Here is a 17,884-nt window from a genome sequence, read left to right on the forward strand (position 1 = left end):
AGAACATGTCTGGATTTAAAGAGGGTTTTCTGTGGGGCGGCGCGGTTGCGGCGCATCAGCTGGAAGGGGGCTGGCAGGAGGGCGGCAAAGGCGCGAGCGTTGCCGACGTGATGACCGCTGGCGCCCACGGCGTGGCGCGTGAAATTACCGACGGCGTGCTGGCGGGTAAAAATTACCCTAACCATGAGGCGATTGATTTTTATCATCGCTATAAAGATGACATCCAGCTGTTTGCGGAAATGGGCTTCAAATGCTTCCGTACCTCCATCGCCTGGACGCGTATTTTCCCGCTGGGCGACGAGCTGGAGCCGAATGAGGCCGGGCTGCAGTTCTATGACGATCTGTTCGATGAGTGCCTGAAGCACGGAATTGAGCCGGTGATTACGCTCTCCCACTTTGAGATGCCTTACCACCTCGTTCGCGAATACGGCGGCTGGCGCAACCGTAAGCTAATTGATTTCTTCGTGCGCTTTGCGCAGGTGGTATTAAACCGCTATCAGCATAAAGTGAAGTACTGGATGACCTTTAACGAGATCAACAACCAGGCAAACTTCCACGAAGACTTTGCGCCGTTCACCAACTCGGGGCTGAAGTTCCTGCCGGGTGAGGATCGCGAGCCGGTGATGTATCAGGCCGCGCACTACGAGCTGGTCGCCAGCGCGCTGGCGGTGAAAGCCGCGCGGGAGATTAACCCGGCGCTGCAGGTCGGCTGCATGATTGCGATGTGCCCGATTTATCCGCTCTCCTGCGCGCCTGATGACATGATGATGGCGATGAACGCCATGCACCGCCGCTACTGGTTCACCGACGTTCACGTGCGCGGTAAGTACCCTCAGCATCTGCTCAACTACTTTGCGCGCCGCGGCTTTGCGCTGGATATCACCGACGAAGATCGCGCGGCGTTGAGCGAAGGCTGCGTCGACTATATTGGCTTCAGCTACTATATGTCGTTCGCCACCAAGGCCACCGAGGATAATCCGCTGCTGGATTATGATGAGACGAAGAGCCTGGTCTCCAACCCGTACGTGCAGAAATCGGACTGGGGCTGGCAGATTGACCCGGTTGGGCTGCGCTACTCCCTGAACTGGTTCTGGGATCACTACCAGCTGCCGCTGTTTATTGTCGAAAACGGCTTTGGCGCCATCGACGTGCGCGAAGCTGACGGTACGGTAGACGACCAGTACCGCATCGACTATCTCTCCGCGCATATCGCAGAAATGAAAAAAGCGGTGGTGGAAGATGGGGTTGACCTGATGGGCTACACCCCGTGGGGCTGTATCGATCTGGTCTCCGCCGGAACCGGCGAGATGAAAAAGCGCTACGGTTTTATCTACGTCGATAAAGATAATGAAGGCAACGGCACCCTGGCCCGCAGCCGCAAGAAATCTTTTGCCTGGTATCAGCAGGTTATCGGCAGCAATGGCGAAAAGCTTTAAACCGGCCTGAAGCCCCCGTGAAACCCCGCCTGCGCGGGGTTTTTTTATTTTGATTTATACTGGCTCAGGCAGCGCAAAGCATTTTGGTTGATCCCGGTCAAACATATCGGCTATGGCGCAAATGAGAAAAAGCGGTATAATCCCGCGATTTTTTTTGTGGCTGCCCCTCAGAGGAGAAAGAGAATGAAGATTGTGGAAGTGAAACACCCACTCGTCAAACACAAGCTGGGCCTGATGCGCGAGCACGACATCAGCACCAAACGCTTCCGTGAACTCGCCTCAGAGGTTGGTAGCTTACTAACTTATGAAGCCACCGCCGACCTGGCGACCGAAAGGGTCACCATTGAAGGCTGGAATGGCCCGGTTGAAGTTGAGCAGATCAAAGGTAAGAAAATTACCGTTGTGCCTATTCTGCGCGCCGGCCTCGGGATGATGGAAGGCGTTCTGGAACACGTCCCGAGCGCGCGCATCAGCGTCGTTGGCATCTACCGCAATGAAGAAACCCTTGAGCCGGTGCCTTACTTCCAGAAGCTGGTATCCAATATCGACGAACGCATGGCGCTGGTGGTTGACCCGATGCTGGCAACCGGCGGTTCGATGATCGCCACCATCGACCTGCTGAAAAAAGCGGGCTGCTCCAGCATCAAGGTGCTGGTACTGGTTGCCGCTCCGGAAGGGATTGCCGCGCTGGAGAAAGCGCACCCGGACGTTGAGATGTACACCGCGTCCATTGACCAGGGCCTCAACGAGCACGGATATATTATTCCCGGGCTCGGCGACGCCGGCGATAAGATTTTTGGTACTAAATAATTGCAGCATTAATAAGAAGCCGACTTTAAGAGTCGGCTTTTTTTTGAATAAAACACGCCAACAGCAACCAATAACGACACTCAGAGGAAAACACTATGACGCGCCGCGCAATCGGGGTGAGTGAAAGACCGCCGCTTTTACAGACAATCCCGCTAAGTCTGCAACATCTGTTCGCTATGTTTGGCGCAACGGTGTTGGTGCCAGTCCTGTTTCATATCAACCCGGCTACCGTTCTGCTGTTTAACGGTATCGGCACGCTGCTGTACCTGTTTATCTGCAAGGGCAAAATTCCGGCCTATCTGGGATCGAGCTTTGCGTTTATCTCCCCGGTTCTGCTGCTGCTCCCGCTGGGCTATGAGGTCGCGCTGGGCGGCTTTATTATGTGCGGCGTGCTGTTCTGCATCGTCTCCTTTATTGTTAAAAAGGCCGGCACCGGCTGGCTGGACGTGATGTTCCCGCCGGCGGCCATGGGGGCTATCGTCGCGGTTATCGGCCTTGAGCTGGCCGGCGTCGCGGCGAATATGGCCGGCCTGCTGCCCGCTGACGGGCAGTCACCCGATAGCAAAACCATTATTATCTCGATGGTGACGCTGGCGGTGACGGTCTTCGGTTCGGTGCTGTTCCGCGGTTTCATGGCCATCATCCCGATTCTTATCGGCGTGCTGGTGGGCTACGCGCTCTCCTTTGTGATGGGCGTTGTCGACACTACGCCGATCGCCGAGGCGCACTGGTTTGCGCTGCCGACCTTCTACACCCCGCGCTTTGAGTGGTTTGCGATTTTCACCATCCTGCCCGCCGCGCTGGTGGTGATTGCCGAGCACGTGGGGCATCTGGTGGTGACGGCGAATATCGTTAAAAAGGATCTGATTCGCGATCCCGGCCTGCACCGCTCGATGTTTGCCAACGGCCTGTCGACGATAATCTCCGGCTTCTTTGGCTCGACGCCCAACACCACCTACGGCGAAAACATCGGCGTGATGGCGATTACCCGCGTCTACAGTACCAGGGTGATCGGCGGGGCAGCGATTATCGCCATTCTGCTCTCCTGCGTCGGCAAGCTGGCGGCGGCCATTCAGATCATCCCGCTGCCGGTAATGGGCGGCGTATCGCTGCTGCTGTACGGGGTGATCGGCGCATCCGGTATCCGCGTGCTGATTGAATCTAAGGTCGATTACAACAAGGCGCAGAACCTGATTCTGACCTCGGTGATTTTGATCATCGGCGTCAGCGGCGCGAAGGTGCATATCGGCGCGGCGGAGCTGAAAGGCATGGCGCTGGCCACTATCGTCGGCGTCGCCCTGAGCCTGATCTTCAAGTTAATCAGCATTCTGCGCCCGGAAGAGGTGGTTCTCGACGCCGCCGATGCGGTTGAGGAAGCCGAGGCAAAACGCTGATCCTCCGGCCGGGCGGCGATCCCGCCCGGTTCTCTCCCGGCACACTTCGTGCTAAACTCTTGACGTTTTTCTGTCAGTCTATGATGAGGTCCATCTGAACGCACCGGCACAGCTATCCCTGCCACTGTACCTTCCTGACGATGAAACTTTTGCGAGTTTTTGGCCGGGGGGTAATCCTTCTCTTCTCGCTGCCCTACAGAACGTTCTGCGGCAGGAGCACAGCGGGTACATCTACATCTGGTCTCGTGAAGGCGCGGGGCGCAGCCACCTGCTGCATGCCGCCTGCGCGGAGCTTTCCCAGCGCGGCGATGCGGTGGGCTACGTGCCGCTGGATAAGCGCACGTGGTTTGTTCCGGAAGTGCTGGAGGGGATGGAGCAGCTGTCGCTGGTTTGTATCGATAACATCGAATGCGCGGCCGGCGACGAGCCGTGGGAGATGGCGATCTTCAATCTTTACAACCGGATCCTTGAATCAGGTAAAACCCGCCTGCTGATCACCGGTGATAGCCCTCCGCGCCAGCTCAATCTTGGCCTCGCGGATTTGGCCTCGCGCCTTGACTGGGGACAAATCTACAAGCTGCAGCCGTTATCCGATGAAGACAAGCTGCAGGCGCTGCAGCTGCGCGCGCGGCTGCGCGGGTTTGAAATGCCGGAAGACGTCTGCCGCTTCCTGCTTAAGCGCCTCGATCGCGAAATGCGCTCGCTGTTTATGACGCTCGATCAGCTCGATCGCGCTTCCATTACCGCCCAACGTAAGCTGACCATTCCCTTCGTTAAAGAGATCCTCAAGCTCTAGCGAGCCGGGGGGCGGCGCCATCGCGCGATGGCGCATATTGCTTAATTCACGATATCCAGCACCTGCTCCGGCGGTCGGCCGATCCGCGCCTCGCCGTGGCTGACGACGATAGGGCGTTCAATCAGCTTCGGGTTGGCGACCATCGCCTGGATCAGCGCATCTTCGCTGAGCTGAGGGTCGGCAAGTTCTAATGACTTATACAGATCTTCCTTCTGGCGCATCAGCTCGCGGGCGCTCGCCATACCCAGCATTTTCAGCAGCTGGCGCAGCGTCGCCGCATCCGGCGGCGTCTCCAGATAGAGCACCACTTCCGGGTCGATACCGTTAGCCTTCAGCAGGCTGAGGGTGTCGCGGCTCTTGGAACAGCGGGGGTTATGGTAGATTTTTACCGCGTCAGACATGACGTCTCCTTACATTTTTTGATATGGGCGGAACCGTTCCTGCAGCTGGCGCAGCTGATCGATGCGCGCATCGTAGCGGGCCTGCTGCAGGCTGCCCAGTTTCACCTGTGAACTGGCGCTGCTGAGCAGCGAAATAGCCTGCGCAAGCTGGCCGACCAGCGCCATGCCTTCCGCGCGGGCCGCCAGCTCCTGATCGCGATTGCCGAGGGCCGCTTCCGCCTGCGCCAGCAGGTCCCAGCCGTTGACATCGTCCTTATTATTAAAGGTGTAGCGGTTAAGGATATTCGCCGCGTCGGCCGGCTGGCCGCCCTGCAGGTAGGCGTTGGCGAGGTTCAGCTGCAGGACCGGATTGGTGCGGATCTCGCGGGCGTTCTTCAGCCGGTTAATCGCATCGGCCGTTTTCTTCTGGCCAAGGTCAATATCGGTTGCCAGATCGAGATACCAGGCATTTTGCGGATCGGCGCTCAGCAGGGGCTGCAGGGTTTTACGCGCCAGATCGTAGTTATTGCTGCCCATCGCCAGCAGGGCGCGGCCGTACTGCGCGGCGTGCTGCTCGCGGATATTGCCTTTCGCCCACGCGTTCAGCAAATCATCGCCGAGCTTGTTGTCTCCGTTGTTATACATTCCCAGCGTTCGCGCCTTGGCCATATAAAAATCGGCCGATGATTGCACCACCACCGGACGCATCTGGTTCGCGCGGTTGCGGGCGTCAGACAGGCGGCTTTCCGGCAGCGGGTGGGTGAGCAGCATTTCCGGCGGCCGGGTGGAGTAGCGCGACTGGTCAAGCAGCTTGCTCATAAACGCCGGCATCGCCTGCGGATCGAACCCGGAGCGCTGCAGCACCTGAATCCCGATGCGGTCGGCCTCTTCTTCATTCTGGCGGGTAAAGCTGATCAGCCCCTGCTGGGTGCCGGCCAGCGTGCCGGTGAGCGCGGCCATACCGGCCTGCGGGCTGGCCATCGCCAGCAGAATCGAGCCCAGTGCGCCGACCCAGGTCAGGGGGGCGTTGCGCTTTTGGTCTTCCATCGCGCGCGCTAGGTGACGCTGGGTGACGTGCGAAATTTCGTGCGCCATGACTGACGCCAGCTCGCTCTCCGTATCCGAGTAGCGGAACAGGGCCGAGTGCAGCACTACGTTGCCGCCAAAGAAGGCGAAGGCGTTAATCTCGTCGTTATTAATCAGGTAGAAGTGGAAGGGCGTTCGCACCGAGTTGGCGTGCGCAACCAGGCGCATACCTAATCCGTTAACGTACTGTACCAGCAGAGGGTCGTTAATTAGCGGAGCGCTGCCGCGGGAGCTGGCGGACGTAGTAATCCCCCATCTGCATCTCCTGACCGATGGAGAGCGTGCTTCCTGCTGAGGTACCCATATCAGGCAGGGTATCTGCGGAGTCAGCAAAAGCAGGTAAAATCGAACCCAGCGTCAGCGACGCTATCACGGTTGCCACCAGCGTTTTCTTTAACTGCCTGAACATAACCTCTGTCCTGTGTATGTGGATGTGCCAGTTTGACCGGTAGGGCGGCGTAATGTTCCCTTTCCGCGCGTCCTGCGAGTTTAGCTGTGGTTGACGCCGTTGAAAATATGATATTGCCGCGGGAGGTCATGTTTGTTGTTTTGCTAATAAAAAGCGAAGTCTTTTTTGTGACATTTAGATACACTTCCTCGGGTTGTTGCGGTTTTACGCTTCAGGGAAGGGTTTATGCTTGAGTTGTTAATACAGTGGTATCGCCGGCGGTTCAGCGATCCGGAGGCGATAGCGCTGCTGGTTATTTTGCTGGCTGGATTCGGCATTATGTTCTTTTTCAGCGGTCTGCTGGCGCCGCTGCTGGTGGCTATTGTGTTGGCCTATCTGCTGGAGTGGCCAACCGTCAGGCTTGAGCGCGTGGGGCTGTCGCGTACCTGGGCGACGTCGATCGTGCTGATACTGTTTGTCGGTATTTTGCTGCTGATGGCCTTCGTGGTGATGCCCGTCGCCTGGCAGCAGGGTATCTATCTGATCCGCGATATGCCGGGCATGCTGAATAAACTCTCCGATTTTGCCGCCACCGTGCCGCGCCGCTATCCGGCGCTGATGGACGCCGGGATCATCGACGCGATGGCGGACAATATGCGCAACCGCATGCTGACCGTCGGCGATTCGGTGGTGAAATACTCCCTGGCCTCGCTGGTGGGCCTGTTGACGCTGGCGGTCTATCTGGTGCTGGTGCCGCTGATGGTTTTCTTCCTGCTGAAAGACAAAGAGCAGATGCTGAACGCCGTACGCCGCGTGCTGCCGCGTAACCGTGGGCTGGCAGGGCAGGTGTGGAAGGAGATGAATCAGCAAATCACCAACTACATTCGCGGTAAGGTGCTGGAGATGATCGTCGTCGGCGTAGCGACGTGGATCGGCTTTATTCTCTTCGGACTCAACTATTCGCTGCTGCTGGCGGTGCTGGTCGGCTTTTCGGTGCTGATCCCCTATATCGGCGCTTTCGTGGTCACCATCCCGGTGGTGGGCGTGGCGCTGTTTCAGTTCGGCGCGGGCACCGAGTTCTGGAGCCTGTTTGCGGTCTACCTGATTATTCAAGGGCTGGACGGTAACCTGCTGGTGCCGGTGCTGTTCTCAGAAGCGGTTAACCTGCATCCGCTGGTGATTATCCTGTCGGTGGTTATCTTTGGCGGGCTGTGGGGGTTCTGGGGCGTATTTTTTGCCATCCCGCTGGCGACGCTAATCAAGGCGGTGGTGCACGCCTGGCCGGACGGAATGGTGGTTGAAGAGGATAATAAATAGCGCGACGGCTTGACGAGCGAAGGGGCTAAAAGGACGCCGGGGCGGTGAAATGCCCCGGCGTCCCGCGTTCAATAAAACGTTAACCGTTTTCTTTCAGCCAGTTCAGCACCACGTCGTGGTGATTGCTGGTTTTGAAGTTATCAAACACGTGTTCAACTTTGCCATCTGTATCAATCAGGAAACTAATACGGTGAATGCCGTCGTAGGTTTTCCCCATAAACGATTTTTCGCCCCAGATACCAAACTGCTCGCAGACCTGATGGTTTTCATCAGACAGCAGCGTGAAGTTCAGCAGCTCTTTTTCGGCGAAACGGGAGAGTTTTTCTGGTTTATCCGTACTGATGCCGAGAACCTCAACGCCCGCTTTCTTTAAGTCATCCATATTATCGCGCAGGCCGCAGGCCTGAACGGTACAGCCCGGGGTCATGGCTTTCGGGTAAAAATAAACCAGAACACGCTGTCCCTGGAAGTCGGTCAAATTTACTTCCTCGCCGTCCTGGTCTGGTAAGCTAAATTTCGGTGCAATATCACCGGCTTTCAGTGGATTCATTACTCAAACTCCATCCTGTTCATCATGCTGTGAATAATTAACGATGTTAATACTGCCTTGTGCGTTCAGTTCTGTACATAGGGCTTTGAACGCTTGTTCGATATTTGATGCATTTTGCGTAGCGGGGCTGTGCGCCGTTATCTGGATGAACAGCTGGGCTGAATCGTCATCGCCGCCGATCCGGGTACGAGAAACCAGCTCGGCGATATTCATACTCCATGCGTCAAACAGGGCGGTGAAGCGCTCGATAATATGCGGCGAGTCCGGTACTTCAACCTGGACCCAAACGGTGTTCGGCATGGCCTGAGGCGGGCGAGCGGTTGTCCGTTTCATCACGATCAGCAGATCCAGCTCGGCGCCTTTCAGCGGTAAGGTCGATTCAATCAGGTTAATCGCGTTCCACGTCCCGGAAAGCAGCATGATAAACGTAAATTCGTCACCGAGCATGGCCAGCCGGCTGTCTTCGATATTACAGCCGCAGCTGCTGACGTGGCGGGTGATCGTGTTCACGATGCCGGGACGGTCAGCGCCCAAAGCGGTAATAACCAGATAGTGTTGTAATGAGGCGGTCAAACCTGTTCTTCCTTTAAAAAGGTGAGGTAACATTAGGAAAGCATAAAAAAAACCGGCATACAACATCCCTGAAGGCCTCGGGTCTCTTGCTTTTATTACGGCACCAAACGTAACATTGAGAATCTTGTCGCACTTCTGCTCTGAGGATGGCCCATGTTCACGGGAAGTATTGTAGCGCTTGTCACGCCGATGGATGAAAACGGTAACGTCTGCCGGACAAGCCTGAAAAAACTGATTGATTACCATGTCGCCAGCGGAACCTCGGCGATCGTTTCGGTAGGGACTACCGGTGAGTCCGCGACGTTGAGCCATGAAGAGCATGGCGACGTTGTGATGATGACGCTTGAGCTGGCCGACGGGCGTATCCCGATTATCGCGGGGACCGGTGCAAATGCAACCGCAGAGGCGATCAGCCTGACCCAGCGCTTCAACGACAGCGGAGTCGTTGGCTGCCTGACGGTAACCCCTTATTACAACCGTCCGACTCAGGAAGGCCTGTTCCAACACTTTAAAGCCATCGCAGAACACACCGACCTGCCGCAAATCCTGTATAATGTGCCGTCCCGTACCGGCTGCGATATGCTACCGGAAACCGTCGGTCGCCTGGCGGAAGTAAAAAATATTATCGGTGTTAAGGAAGCGACGGGGAACTTAAGTCGAGTTCATCAGATCAAAGAGCTGGTTTCAGACGACTTTATTCTGCTGAGCGGCGATGACGCCACCGGAATGGACTTTATGCAGCTGGGTGGTCATGGCGTGATTTCCGTCACCGCAAACGCTGCGGCGCGTGAAATGGCGGACATGTCCCGACTGGCTCTGGCTGGTCAATTTGCCGAAGCGCGGGCGATTAACCAGCGTCTGATGCCATTGCATACAAAATTATTTGTCGAACCCAACCCTATCCCTGTGAAATGGGCATGCAAGGCGTTGGGTCTTGTGGCGACCGATACGCTGCGCCTGCCGATGACGCCGATTACCGAAGACGGTAAGAAGGCGGTAACCGCAGCGCTGAAGCATGCCGGTCTGCTGTAAAGTTTAGGGAGATTTGATGGCTTACTCAGTACAGAAGTCGCGCCTGGCGAAGGTTGCGGGTGTTTCATTGGTCCTGCTTCTTGCGGCCTGTAGTTCGGATTCGCGCTACAAGCGTCAGGTGAGCGGTGACGAGTCTTACCTGCAAGCAACGCCGCTCAGCGAGCTTCACGCGCCTGCGGGGATGATTCTGCCGGTTCAGGTTGGCGATTATAATATTCCGGTTGCGACCAGCGCCGGCGCGGTGGGTAAAGCTCTGGACATTCGTCCACCGGCCCAGCCTTTGGCCCTGGTCAACGGCGCACGCACTCAGTTTAATGGCGACACTTCGACGCTGATGGTGGAAAACGGCCGCAGCGGTTCGCTGTGGGCGCAGGTCGCCAGCATTCTGCAGTCAAAAAACTACGTCATCACCAAACGTGACGATGCCAGCCAGACGCTGAACACCGACTGGGTGGAGTGGAATCGCCTCGATGAAGACCAGCAGTACCGCGGTCGCTATCAAATCTCAGTTAAACCGCAGGGCTATCAGCAGGCGGTGGTGGTGAAGCTGGTTAACCTCGAGCAGGCCGGGAAACCGGTATCCGATCCGGCATCGCTGCAGCGCTACAGCACCTCTATGCTGAACGTCATTTCCGAAGGTCTGGACATGAACGCCACCAGCGCGCAGAACGCGGCGCAGAAAAACGCCGGCGCGACCTTCGACGTGCAGAGCGCCGCCGACGATACCGGTCTGCCGATGCTGGTTGTCCGCGCGCCGTTTAACCTCGTGTGGCAACGTCTGCCGGGCGCGCTGGAAAAAGCGGGCATGAAGGTGACCGACAGCACGCGCTCTCAGGGCAGCATGGCGCTGACCTACAAGCCGCTGTCTGACAGCAGTTGGCAGGAGCTGGGCGCCCACGATCCGCAGTCTGGTTTCAGGTGACTACAAGCTGCAGGTCGGCGATCTCGATAACCGCAGCAGCCTGCAGTTCATCGACCCGAAAGGTCATACGCTGACCCAGTCGCAGAACGATGCGCTGGTTGCCGTATTCCAGGCCGCATTTCGGTAAGTAATAAACAGGGCTGGAGTAATCCGGCCCTTTTTTCTGTATAGTGACGCAAACGTGTGCGTCGGCAGAAAAACGCAATTTTTATCGTCTATATCTTCACTGGAGTGACAAAGATGAACAAGCAAGCTGAGTTGTATCGTGGTAAAGCGAAAACCGTTTACAGCACCGAGAACCCGGATCTGCTGATACTCGAGTTCCGTAACGATACTTCAGCAGGGGATGGCGCGCGCATCGAACAGTTCGACCGTAAGGGGATGGTGAATAACAAGTTCAACCATTTCATTATGAGCAAGCTGGAAGAAGCCGGCATTCCAACCCAGATGGAAGCGCTACTTTCTGACACCGAGTGCCTGGTGAAAAAGCTGGAGATGGTTCCGGTTGAGTGCGTAGTCCGCAACCGTGCGGCCGGCTCTCTGGTTAAGCGTCTGGGCATCGAAGAAGGTATTGAGCTGAACCCACCGCTGTTTGACCTGTTCCTGAAAAACGACGCGATGCACGACCCGATGGTCAATGAGTCCTACTGCGAAACCTTCGGCTGGGTGAATAAAAAGAACCTGGCCCGCATGCAGGAGCTGACCTTCAAAGCTAACGACGTGCTGAAAAAGCTGTTTGACGACGCGGGTCTGATCCTCGTCGACTTCAAGCTGGAGTTTGGCCTGTTTAAAGGTGAAGTGGTGCTGGGCGACGAGTTCTCGCCGGACGGCAGCCGCCTGTGGGACAAAAATACCCTCGATAAAATGGACAAAGACCGCTTCCGTCAGAGCCTCGGCGGCCTGATTGAGGCCTACGAAGAAGTGGCCCATCGCCTTGGCGTTAAGCTCGACTAATCCTCCCTTCGCCAGAAGGTGGCTCTACCTTCTGGCGCTCTTCTTGTTGTTTCCAGTGGTAATCCTGCGCCGAACCGCCTACGATCTCTCATATTCGAGAACTTGATGGATTGAGGTAGCCTATGCGCTGGCAAGGACGTCGCGAAAGCGACAATGTAGAAGATCGACGTAATGATTCCGGTTCGCCCCTTGGCGGAGGCGGCGGTGGCTTCCGTCTTCCCAGCGGGAAGGGCGGTATCGTCCTGCTGATTATCGTGCTGGTCGCCGGCTATTACGGCGTGGATTTGACCGGCATGCTGACCGGAGAGCCCGTTTCACAGCAGCAAACCACCACCCAACGATCCATCAGCCCGCAGGAAGAGCAGGCGGCGAAGTTTACCAAGGTGATTCTTGCGGATACCGAAGATACCTGGGGCGCTATTTTCCAAAAGATGGGCCGTCAGTACCCGCAGCCCAGGCTGGTGCTCTATCGCGGCGCTACGCGGACCGGCTGCGGTACTGGCCAGTCGGTGATGGGGCCGTTCTACTGCCCGGCCGATAGCACGGTCTACATCGATCTCTCGTTCTACGATGAGATGAAAAGCAAGCTCGGCGCGGACGGCGACTTTGCTCAGGCCTACGTGATTGCGCACGAGGTCGGGCACCACGTGCAGAAGCTGCTGGGCATTGAATCCAAAGTGCGTCAGTCTGCAGCAGCACGCGTCGCAGGCGGAAGTTAACCGCCTGTCGGTGAAAATGGAGCTGCAGGCCGACTGCTTTGCCGGCGTCTGGGGCCACAGCATGCAGAACCAGGAGGTGCTGGAAACCGGCGATCTGCAGGAGGCGCTGAACGCCGCAGAGGCCATTGGCGACGACCGCCTGCAGCAGCAAAGCCAGGGGCGCGTCGTCCCGGACAGCTTTACCCACGGCACCTCCCAGCAGCGCTATACCTGGTTTAAACGCGGTTTTGACAGCGGAGATCCGGCGCAGTGCAATACGTTCGGTAATGCGCTTTAACCGCTGTCGTAGATGGAAGACATCCTTAACCTGACGGCCCGGATGGCGCAGCAGGGTATTCGTCGCCTGCTGGTACTCAGCGGCGACGAGGCGTGGTGCCTGCAGCAGGCGCTGGCGCTGCGTGAACGGCTGGCCGGAGACGGCCTGTGGGTTGGGCCGCAGCCCGTCGTCGAACCCTGCACCGCGCCCGGCGCGCTGAAGTCTCTGCTCGGACGCGAATACCAGCACGCTTTCTTTGACGCCCGCAGCGGCTTCGACGTGGCGGCGTTTGCCGCCCTGTGCGGCACCCTGCGCGCCGGGAGCTGGCTGGTGCTGTTGACTCCTCCTTTTGCATGCTGGCCGGCACAGCCCGATGCGGATTCGCTGCGCTGGAGCGATGCGCCGGAAGCCATCCCAACCCCTAACTTTGTGCAGCGCTTTTGCCAGCTGGCCGCCGCGGCTAAAGAGGCGCTGGTCTGGCGGCAGGGGGAGCCGCCTCGCCTGCCGGATGCTCTCCCCCGGCCCCCGTGGCATGCCGCCGACGGCCATCCTCAGGCGGAACAGGCGGCGATTCTTGCCGAGCTGGCCGCTTTCCCTCCCGGTATTGCCGCGGTAACCGCCGAGCGCGGGCGAGGGAAATCGGCGCTGGCGGGAATGCTGATTCGACAGCTGGGAGGCGATGCGATCGTGACCGCCCCCGCCCGCGGCGCTACGGACGTTATCGCGGCGTTCGCCGGGGAACATTTCCGCTTTATGGCCCCGGACGCGCTGCTGGCGTCCGAGATTAACGCCTCATGGCTGATCGTTGACGAAGCGGCCGCCATTCCCGGGCCGCTGCTGTGTCGGCTGGTGGCGCGTTTCCCGCGCACGCTGCTGACCACCACCGTACAGGGATATGAAGGGACCGGCCGCGGCTTTCTGCTTAAGTTTTGTGCGGGCTTCACGCAGCTGCGCCAGTTCAGCCTCTCTGCGCCCGTTCGCTGGGCGCCGGGCTGCCCGCTGGAGGCGCTGGTGGGTGAACTGCTGCTGTTTGGCGATGAGGCCTTTATGCATCCACCGCAGGGCCAGGCGGTGCTGGAAACGCCTGACCAGGCCAGCTGGCAGCGGCAGCCGGCTCTGCCGGAGGCGATGTATCAGCTCCTTTCCGGCGCCCACTATCGTACGTCGCCGCTGGATTTACGCCGAATGATGGACGCTCCCGGGCAGCGGTTTATCTGCGCGCGCGCCGGGAGCCGCGTCGCCGGGGCGCTGTGGCTGGTGGAGGAGGGGGGGCTTGCCCCGGCTCTCAGTCAGGCGGTGTGGGCGGGATACCGCCGCCCGCGCGGCAATCTGGTGGCCCAGTCGCTGGCGGCGCACGGCGGCGCTCCGCAGGCCGCTACGCTGGTAGCGAGACGAATTAGCCGCATTGCCGTGCATCCGTCGCGCCAGCGCGAAGGGTTAGGCCAGGCGCTGGTGGCGAAGGCCGCGGCCGAGGCGGAGGGCCTTGATTATCTCTCGGTGAGCTTTGGCTATACCGCCGAGCTCTGGCGCTTCTGGCAGCGCTGCGGTTTTACCCTGGTACGCCTCGGCACGCACCGTGAAGCGAGCAGCGGCTGCTATACGGCGATGGCGCTGTATCCGTTATCCCCCGCCGGCCGCCGCCTGCAGCAGCAGGAGCTGGCGCGGCTGCAGCGCGACGAGTATTGGCTGCGCGCATGGCGGGAGGAGGCGCTGCCGCTGCCGGTTGTCGAGGCTGCTATGCTGACGGAAGAGGACTGGCTTGAGGCCGCCGGCTTTGCTTTTGCCCACCGCCCGCTGCTGGCGACGATAGGCTGCCTGAACCGCCTGCTGCTGCGGGTCGATCTGCCGCTTCCGGCTCTGCGCGCCCGGCTGCGGCGGCAGGATGAGGCCGAACTCTGCGCTTCTCTGCGGCTGGCCGGGCGCAAAGCGCTGCTGGCAAAGCTGCGCGAGGAGGCGGGGCAGGCGCTGTTCAGCCTCGATGCGCCCCGCGCCGATGCGCTGCGCCAGCGGGTTGAGCAGCTGCAATTTTTTTAACTAACTCATTCAGTTAAATGTCATGGTCATATTTTATCGGCGGCGTACACTGCCCGCGTAGACTAAGGAGAAAGCCATGAAACACGATCATTTTATTGTTCAAAGCCCCGTGACACCTGCCCAACAGCTGCTGCTGCTGTTTCATGGCGTCGGTGATAATCCGGTTGCAATGGGGCAGATCGGCAGCCTGTTCGCGCCGCAGTTCCCGGATGCGTTAATCGTCAGCATCGGCGGCGTTGAGCCGTGCGGCCCGGCGCCCGGCCGCCAGTGGTTCTCCGTGCAGGGGGTGACCGAGGAGAACCGGCAGGCGCGTATTGACGCCATCATGCCGATCTTTATTGAGACCGTGCGTTACTGGCAGAAGCAGAGCGGCGTGCCTGCGCAGGCAACGGCGCTGATCGGCTTCTCGCAGGGGGCGATTATGTCGCTGGAGAGCATCAAGGCCGAGCCGGGACTGGCCTCGCGGGTGATCGCCTTTAACGGGCGCTACGCCACGTTGCCGCAGTCGGCGACCACGGCGACCACCGTGCACCTGATCCACGGCGGCGAGGATCGGGTTATCGATCTGGCGTGGGCCGTCGCGGCGCAGGAGGCGCTGGTGCAGGCCGGCGGCGACGTGACGCTGGATATCGTTGAGGATTTGGGACACGCGATTGACGATCGCAGCATGCAGTTTGCGCTCGAACGCTTGCGCTATACCGTACCGAAGCACTATTTTGACGAAGCGTTAAGCGGCAGCACGCCGAAAGATGACGATATTATCGAACTGCTGTAATCAGGCGCTATTCGGCCCGCATAAGGCGCATAAGACCGCTATTCGGCAGATCCCCCGGCGAAGTGACCTTCACCGGGGAGACCGCGCAGAGAACCTACTTCTTCGACGAGTCGTGCTTTGGCCAGTCGTCGTCATCATCCCACTTATCGTTGCAATCACGATGGGGGGGAAGGTCCGGCTTATTGGCGAGAAACTTTTTGTGGTCGACGCGATTAAGGTCCTTAATCACGTTAATAATGACGCCCACTAAAAAGACTAACACCAGAATCCACCAGTATTTACTTAGCCATTCCATGCTGCTTCCTCTTTTATACCCGTCATCGTTCAGGGTATTTGTCGATGTTGTCAGGCGACCAGCTGTTCCATGATCCGTTGATACATCCGCGCCAGCAGCTGCAGGTCGGCGGCGTTCACGCACTCGTTAATTTTATGGATCGTGGCATTCACCGGCCCCAGCTCAACCACCTGGGCTCCCATGCGGGCGATAAACCGCCCGTCGGAGGTGCCGCCGTTGGTCAACAGCTGCGGCTTGATCTCATTATAGTGCTCAATGGCATTCACCACCGCTTCAACCAGCTTGCCGCGGTCGGTCAGGAACGGCTGGCCGGAGAGCCACCAGTCGAGGGTGTAACGCAGCTGGTATTTTTCCAGCAGCGCGACAACCCGGGCTTTGATCATCTCGTCGGTCAGCTCGGTGCTGAAGCGGAAGTTGAACTGAACGAACATGTCGCCCGGAATGACGTTATTGCTACCGGTTCCCGCCCTGACGTTGGCAATCTGCATGCTGGTCGGCGGGAAGAACTCGTTGCCTTTGTCCCATTCGATGCCCACCAGCTCGGTGAGCATCGGCGCGGCGCGGTGCACCGGGTTATCCGCCAGATGGGGATAGGCGACGTGGCCCTGTACGCCGTGGATGGTTAAATTGCAGGTTAACGAGCCGCGGCGGCCGTTCTTTACCACGTCCCCGACAACTTCGGTGCTGGAGGGCTCGCCCACCAGGCAGTAGTCGAGGCGCTCTTTGCGGGCCATCAGGGCTTCAACGACTTTCACCGTACCGTTATGGGCGCTGGCTTCCTCATCCGAGGTGATCAAAAAGGCCAGCCGCCCTTTATGGTTCGGGTACTGGGCGACAAAACGCTCGGCGGCGACCACCATCGCGGCCAGCGAGCCTTTCATGTCCGCCGCGCCGCGGCCAAACAGCATGCCATCGCGAATAGTCGGTTCAAACGGCGGGTTAATCCACCGGTCAGCGTCGCCGGCCGGAACAACATCGGTATGGCCGGCGAAGGCCAGAGTTTCGCCGCGTCCGCGCCAGGCCCAGAAATTTTGGGTATCGCCGAAATCCATCGGTTCCACGGTAAAACCAATCGCCCGCAGACGTTCAACCATTAATGCCTGACATCCGGCATCATCGGGGCTGAGGGAAGGGCGGCGAATAAGCTGCTGAGCCAGCTCAATGACCGGGCAAGACATAGACTATACCTCGTTAACAAGCGTCTTATAAGTGAGTTCACTGAAGCCCAGCAGCATAGGCTGACCGGGCGCGTAGAGCAATGGGCGTTTGATGATCGCCGGCATTTCGAGCATCAGTTCAGCCGCGGCATCGGCGCTATCGATACGAGAGCGAACCGCTTCGTCCAGCTTACGCCAGGTGGTGCCGCGGGTGTTGAGCAGCGCTTCCCAGCCCAGTTCGGCAATAAACGTATCTAATAATTCACGCTCCAGCCCATCGGCGCGATAATCGTGGAAGCGGTATTCAATCTGGTTAGCCTCCAGCCAGCGGCGGGCCTTTTTAACGGTGTCGCAGTTTTTTATCCCGTACATGGTCAGCATGATGAAACCCTTTTTATTGAATTAAGCGCGGAACGCAGATTTTTCCGAATATACTCATGACACCCTGGCATCCGTCCGTTAGCATCCTGATACTTGAGTTGTCCTGGCGGTATATAAACCGATAGGGAATAATACGTGAATCGCTTTCGTAAATGTAATTTTTTGCCGGCAATATATAACCATGCTTATATATTGGTTAAATATTCATCTGTCGCCGCTGGATTGTGACGGCGCTCGCGCGCTGAAATCCTCGCCCCTTCGGCCGTAGACGGTCAACGCATAAAAACGACGTTCATATTGCAAAATGTTGCTGCCTATCACATTAAATTTACACTGGCAGCGGCATAGTAGCAGCAAATCAGCGATAGCTATCCTGGCAGCGGCCATCGGACAATCAAAGCAATAGGGGCAGGCAACTTCCCATTACCGATGAATTTACATAAAATCACCCATAATAATAAGAGAGGCTATTATGATTGAACATGAACTAGGGAACTGGAAAGATTTTATCGAAGGCATGCTTCGTAAATAAATTCCGCAATGTGAGCAGGCTATTCTGAGCGCGAAAATAACGCTGCAGTGAATCTGAACACATAAAAAAGGCGACCTGATGGTCGCCTTTTTTGTTA

16 protein-coding genes and 3 pseudogenes are annotated in these 17,884 nt (G+C 58.1%); 12 read left to right on the forward strand and 7 right to left on the reverse strand.

What is annotated here, in order from left to right:
* Window positions 1-5: 5 nt before the first annotated feature.
* The 4 genes from ABOC21_RS01405 (at window position 6) to ABOC21_RS01420 (ending at window position 4,436) form a co-directional block, all read left to right on the forward strand.
* Window positions 6-1,436, forward strand: coding sequence for a 6-phospho-beta-glucosidase (locus ABOC21_RS01405; protein ID WP_426811859.1), 1,431 nt, complete (start codon window positions 6-8; stop codon window positions 1,434-1,436).
* Between the two features lie 183 nt (window positions 1,437-1,619).
* Entirely contained in the window at window positions 1,620-2,246 is a 627-nt protein-coding gene (gene upp, locus ABOC21_RS01410) for a uracil phosphoribosyltransferase (protein ID WP_045856265.1), read from the forward strand.
* Between the two features lie 95 nt (window positions 2,247-2,341).
* Window positions 2,342-3,640 carry a uracil permease gene (uraA, locus tag ABOC21_RS01415; RefSeq protein WP_426811860.1) on the forward strand — a complete coding sequence of 433 codons (1,299 nt, stop codon included), beginning with the start codon at window positions 2,342-2,344 and terminating at the stop codon, window positions 3,638-3,640.
* 94 nt (window positions 3,641-3,734) lie between these two features.
* Entirely contained in the window at window positions 3,735-4,436 is a 702-nt protein-coding gene (locus ABOC21_RS01420; RefSeq protein ID WP_217698328.1) for a DnaA inactivator Hda, read from the forward strand.
* Window positions 4,437-4,477: 41 nt separating this feature from the next.
* Here the strand turns inward: ABOC21_RS01420 and arsC are convergent, their stop codons facing one another.
* Window positions 4,478-4,837 (reverse strand): arsenate reductase (glutaredoxin), encoded by a 360-nt coding sequence (gene arsC / locus ABOC21_RS01425; protein WP_426811861.1) that lies wholly within the window; start codon window positions 4,835-4,837, stop codon window positions 4,478-4,480.
* Window positions 4,838-4,846: 9 nt separating this feature from the next.
* A pseudogene (gene bepA / locus ABOC21_RS01430) lies at window positions 4,847-6,311 on the reverse strand (beta-barrel assembly-enhancing protease).
* Window positions 6,312-6,536: 225 nt separating this feature from the next.
* Here bepA and ABOC21_RS01435 point away from each other — a divergent pair.
* Window positions 6,537-7,607 (forward strand): AI-2E family transporter, encoded by a 1,071-nt coding sequence (locus ABOC21_RS01435; protein ID WP_426811862.1) that lies wholly within the window; start codon window positions 6,537-6,539, stop codon window positions 7,605-7,607.
* Window positions 7,608-7,686: 79 nt separating this feature from the next.
* Here ABOC21_RS01435 and bcp read toward each other — a convergent pair whose 3' ends face one another.
* Window positions 7,687-8,157 carry a thioredoxin-dependent thiol peroxidase gene (gene bcp / locus ABOC21_RS01440; protein WP_041146681.1) on the reverse strand — a complete coding sequence of 157 codons (471 nt, stop codon included), beginning with the start codon at window positions 8,155-8,157 and terminating at the stop codon, window positions 7,687-7,689.
* A 3-nt stretch (window positions 8,158-8,160) separates the two neighbouring features.
* Window positions 8,161-8,730, reverse strand: a complete 570-nt coding sequence (locus tag ABOC21_RS01445; protein WP_426811863.1) for a glycine cleavage system transcriptional repressor — start codon at window positions 8,728-8,730, stop codon at window positions 8,161-8,163.
* A 153-nt stretch (window positions 8,731-8,883) separates the two neighbouring features.
* Here ABOC21_RS01445 and dapA point away from each other — a divergent pair, with 153 nt between their 5' ends.
* The 6 genes and pseudogenes from dapA (at window position 8,884) to ypfH (ending at window position 15,422) form a co-directional block, all read left to right on the forward strand.
* Window positions 8,884-9,762: a 4-hydroxy-tetrahydrodipicolinate synthase gene (dapA, locus tag ABOC21_RS01450; protein WP_426811864.1), complete on the forward strand. Its 879-nt coding sequence runs from the start codon at window positions 8,884-8,886 to the stop codon at window positions 9,760-9,762.
* A gap of 16 nt (window positions 9,763-9,778) precedes the next feature.
* Window positions 9,779-10,811, forward strand: a pseudogene (gene bamC, locus ABOC21_RS01455) (outer membrane protein assembly factor BamC).
* A 113-nt stretch (window positions 10,812-10,924) separates the two neighbouring features.
* Window positions 10,925-11,638 (forward strand): phosphoribosylaminoimidazolesuccinocarboxamide synthase, encoded by a 714-nt coding sequence (gene purC / locus ABOC21_RS01460; RefSeq protein ID WP_095100368.1) that lies wholly within the window; start codon window positions 10,925-10,927, stop codon window positions 11,636-11,638.
* A 122-nt stretch (window positions 11,639-11,760) separates the two neighbouring features.
* A pseudogene (gene ypfJ / locus ABOC21_RS01465) lies at window positions 11,761-12,634 on the forward strand (KPN_02809 family neutral zinc metallopeptidase).
* Between the two features lie 12 nt (window positions 12,635-12,646).
* On the forward strand, window positions 12,647-14,647 hold the full coding sequence (locus tag ABOC21_RS01470) for a tRNA(Met) cytidine acetyltransferase TmcA (protein WP_426811865.1): 2,001 nt from the start codon (window positions 12,647-12,649) through the stop codon (window positions 14,645-14,647).
* Between the two features lie 76 nt (window positions 14,648-14,723).
* Window positions 14,724-15,422: an esterase gene (gene ypfH, locus ABOC21_RS01475; protein WP_426811866.1), complete on the forward strand. Its 699-nt coding sequence runs from the start codon at window positions 14,724-14,726 to the stop codon at window positions 15,420-15,422.
* Window positions 15,423-15,516: 94 nt separating this feature from the next.
* Here ypfH and ABOC21_RS01480 read toward each other — a convergent pair whose 3' ends face one another.
* From ABOC21_RS01480 to ABOC21_RS01490, 3 genes are read right to left on the reverse strand one after another with little or no spacing between them, the layout of a single operon-like run.
* Window positions 15,517-15,717: a YpfN family protein gene (locus tag ABOC21_RS01480; protein ID WP_426811867.1), complete on the reverse strand. Its 201-nt coding sequence runs from the start codon at window positions 15,715-15,717 to the stop codon at window positions 15,517-15,519.
* 50 nt (window positions 15,718-15,767) lie between these two features.
* On the reverse strand, window positions 15,768-16,895 hold the full coding sequence (gene dapE / locus ABOC21_RS01485; protein ID WP_426811868.1) for a succinyl-diaminopimelate desuccinylase: 1,128 nt from the start codon (window positions 16,893-16,895) through the stop codon (window positions 15,768-15,770).
* Between the two features lie 3 nt (window positions 16,896-16,898).
* The gene (locus ABOC21_RS01490) at window positions 16,899-17,255 is read right to left on the reverse strand and encodes an ArsC family reductase (RefSeq protein WP_426811869.1); all 357 of its coding nucleotides are present in this window, start codon (window positions 17,253-17,255) and stop codon (window positions 16,899-16,901) included.
* Between the two features lie 472 nt (window positions 17,256-17,727).
* Between ABOC21_RS01490 and ypfM the strand changes: the two genes are divergently transcribed.
* Window positions 17,728-17,787: a protein YpfM gene (gene ypfM, locus ABOC21_RS01495; RefSeq protein WP_100181659.1), complete on the forward strand. Its 60-nt coding sequence runs from the start codon at window positions 17,728-17,730 to the stop codon at window positions 17,785-17,787.
* Window positions 17,788-17,884: the final 97 nt, after the last annotated feature.

The organism is Klebsiella sp. WOUb02 (assembly GCF_050058015.1).
GTDB lineage: Bacteria > Pseudomonadota > Gammaproteobacteria > Enterobacterales > Enterobacteriaceae > Klebsiella.

What these genes read in the sequence shown, in the direction of transcription:
- uraA (WP_426811860.1), top strand. Translation starts at nt 2,342, where the DNA reads ATGACGCGCCGCGCAATCGGGGTGAGTGAAAGACCGCCGCTTTTACAG.
- ABOC21_RS01480 (WP_426811867.1), bottom strand. Translation starts at nt 15,717, where the DNA reads ATGGAATGGCTAAGTAAATACTGGTGGATTCTGGTGTTAGTCTTTTTA.
- ABOC21_RS01470 (WP_426811865.1), top strand. Translation starts at nt 12,647, where the DNA reads ATGGAAGACATCCTTAACCTGACGGCCCGGATGGCGCAGCAGGGTATT.
- ABOC21_RS01435 (WP_426811862.1), top strand. Translation starts at nt 6,537, where the DNA reads ATGCTTGAGTTGTTAATACAGTGGTATCGCCGGCGGTTCAGCGATCCG.
- bcp (WP_041146681.1), bottom strand. Translation starts at nt 8,157, where the DNA reads ATGAATCCACTGAAAGCCGGTGATATTGCACCGAAATTTAGCTTACCA.
- ABOC21_RS01405 (WP_426811859.1), top strand. Translation starts at nt 6, where the DNA reads ATGTCTGGATTTAAAGAGGGTTTTCTGTGGGGCGGCGCGGTTGCGGCG.
- purC (WP_095100368.1), top strand. Translation starts at nt 10,925, where the DNA reads ATGAACAAGCAAGCTGAGTTGTATCGTGGTAAAGCGAAAACCGTTTAC.
- arsC (WP_426811861.1), bottom strand. Translation starts at nt 4,837, where the DNA reads ATGTCTGACGCGGTAAAAATCTACCATAACCCCCGCTGTTCCAAGAGC.
- upp (WP_045856265.1), top strand. Translation starts at nt 1,620, where the DNA reads ATGAAGATTGTGGAAGTGAAACACCCACTCGTCAAACACAAGCTGGGC.
- ABOC21_RS01490 (WP_426811869.1), bottom strand. Translation starts at nt 17,255, where the DNA reads ATGCTGACCATGTACGGGATAAAAAACTGCGACACCGTTAAAAAGGCC.
- ypfH (WP_426811866.1), top strand. Translation starts at nt 14,724, where the DNA reads ATGAAACACGATCATTTTATTGTTCAAAGCCCCGTGACACCTGCCCAA.
- dapA (WP_426811864.1), top strand. Translation starts at nt 8,884, where the DNA reads ATGTTCACGGGAAGTATTGTAGCGCTTGTCACGCCGATGGATGAAAAC.
- dapE (WP_426811868.1), bottom strand. Translation starts at nt 16,895, where the DNA reads ATGTCTTGCCCGGTCATTGAGCTGGCTCAGCAGCTTATTCGCCGCCCT.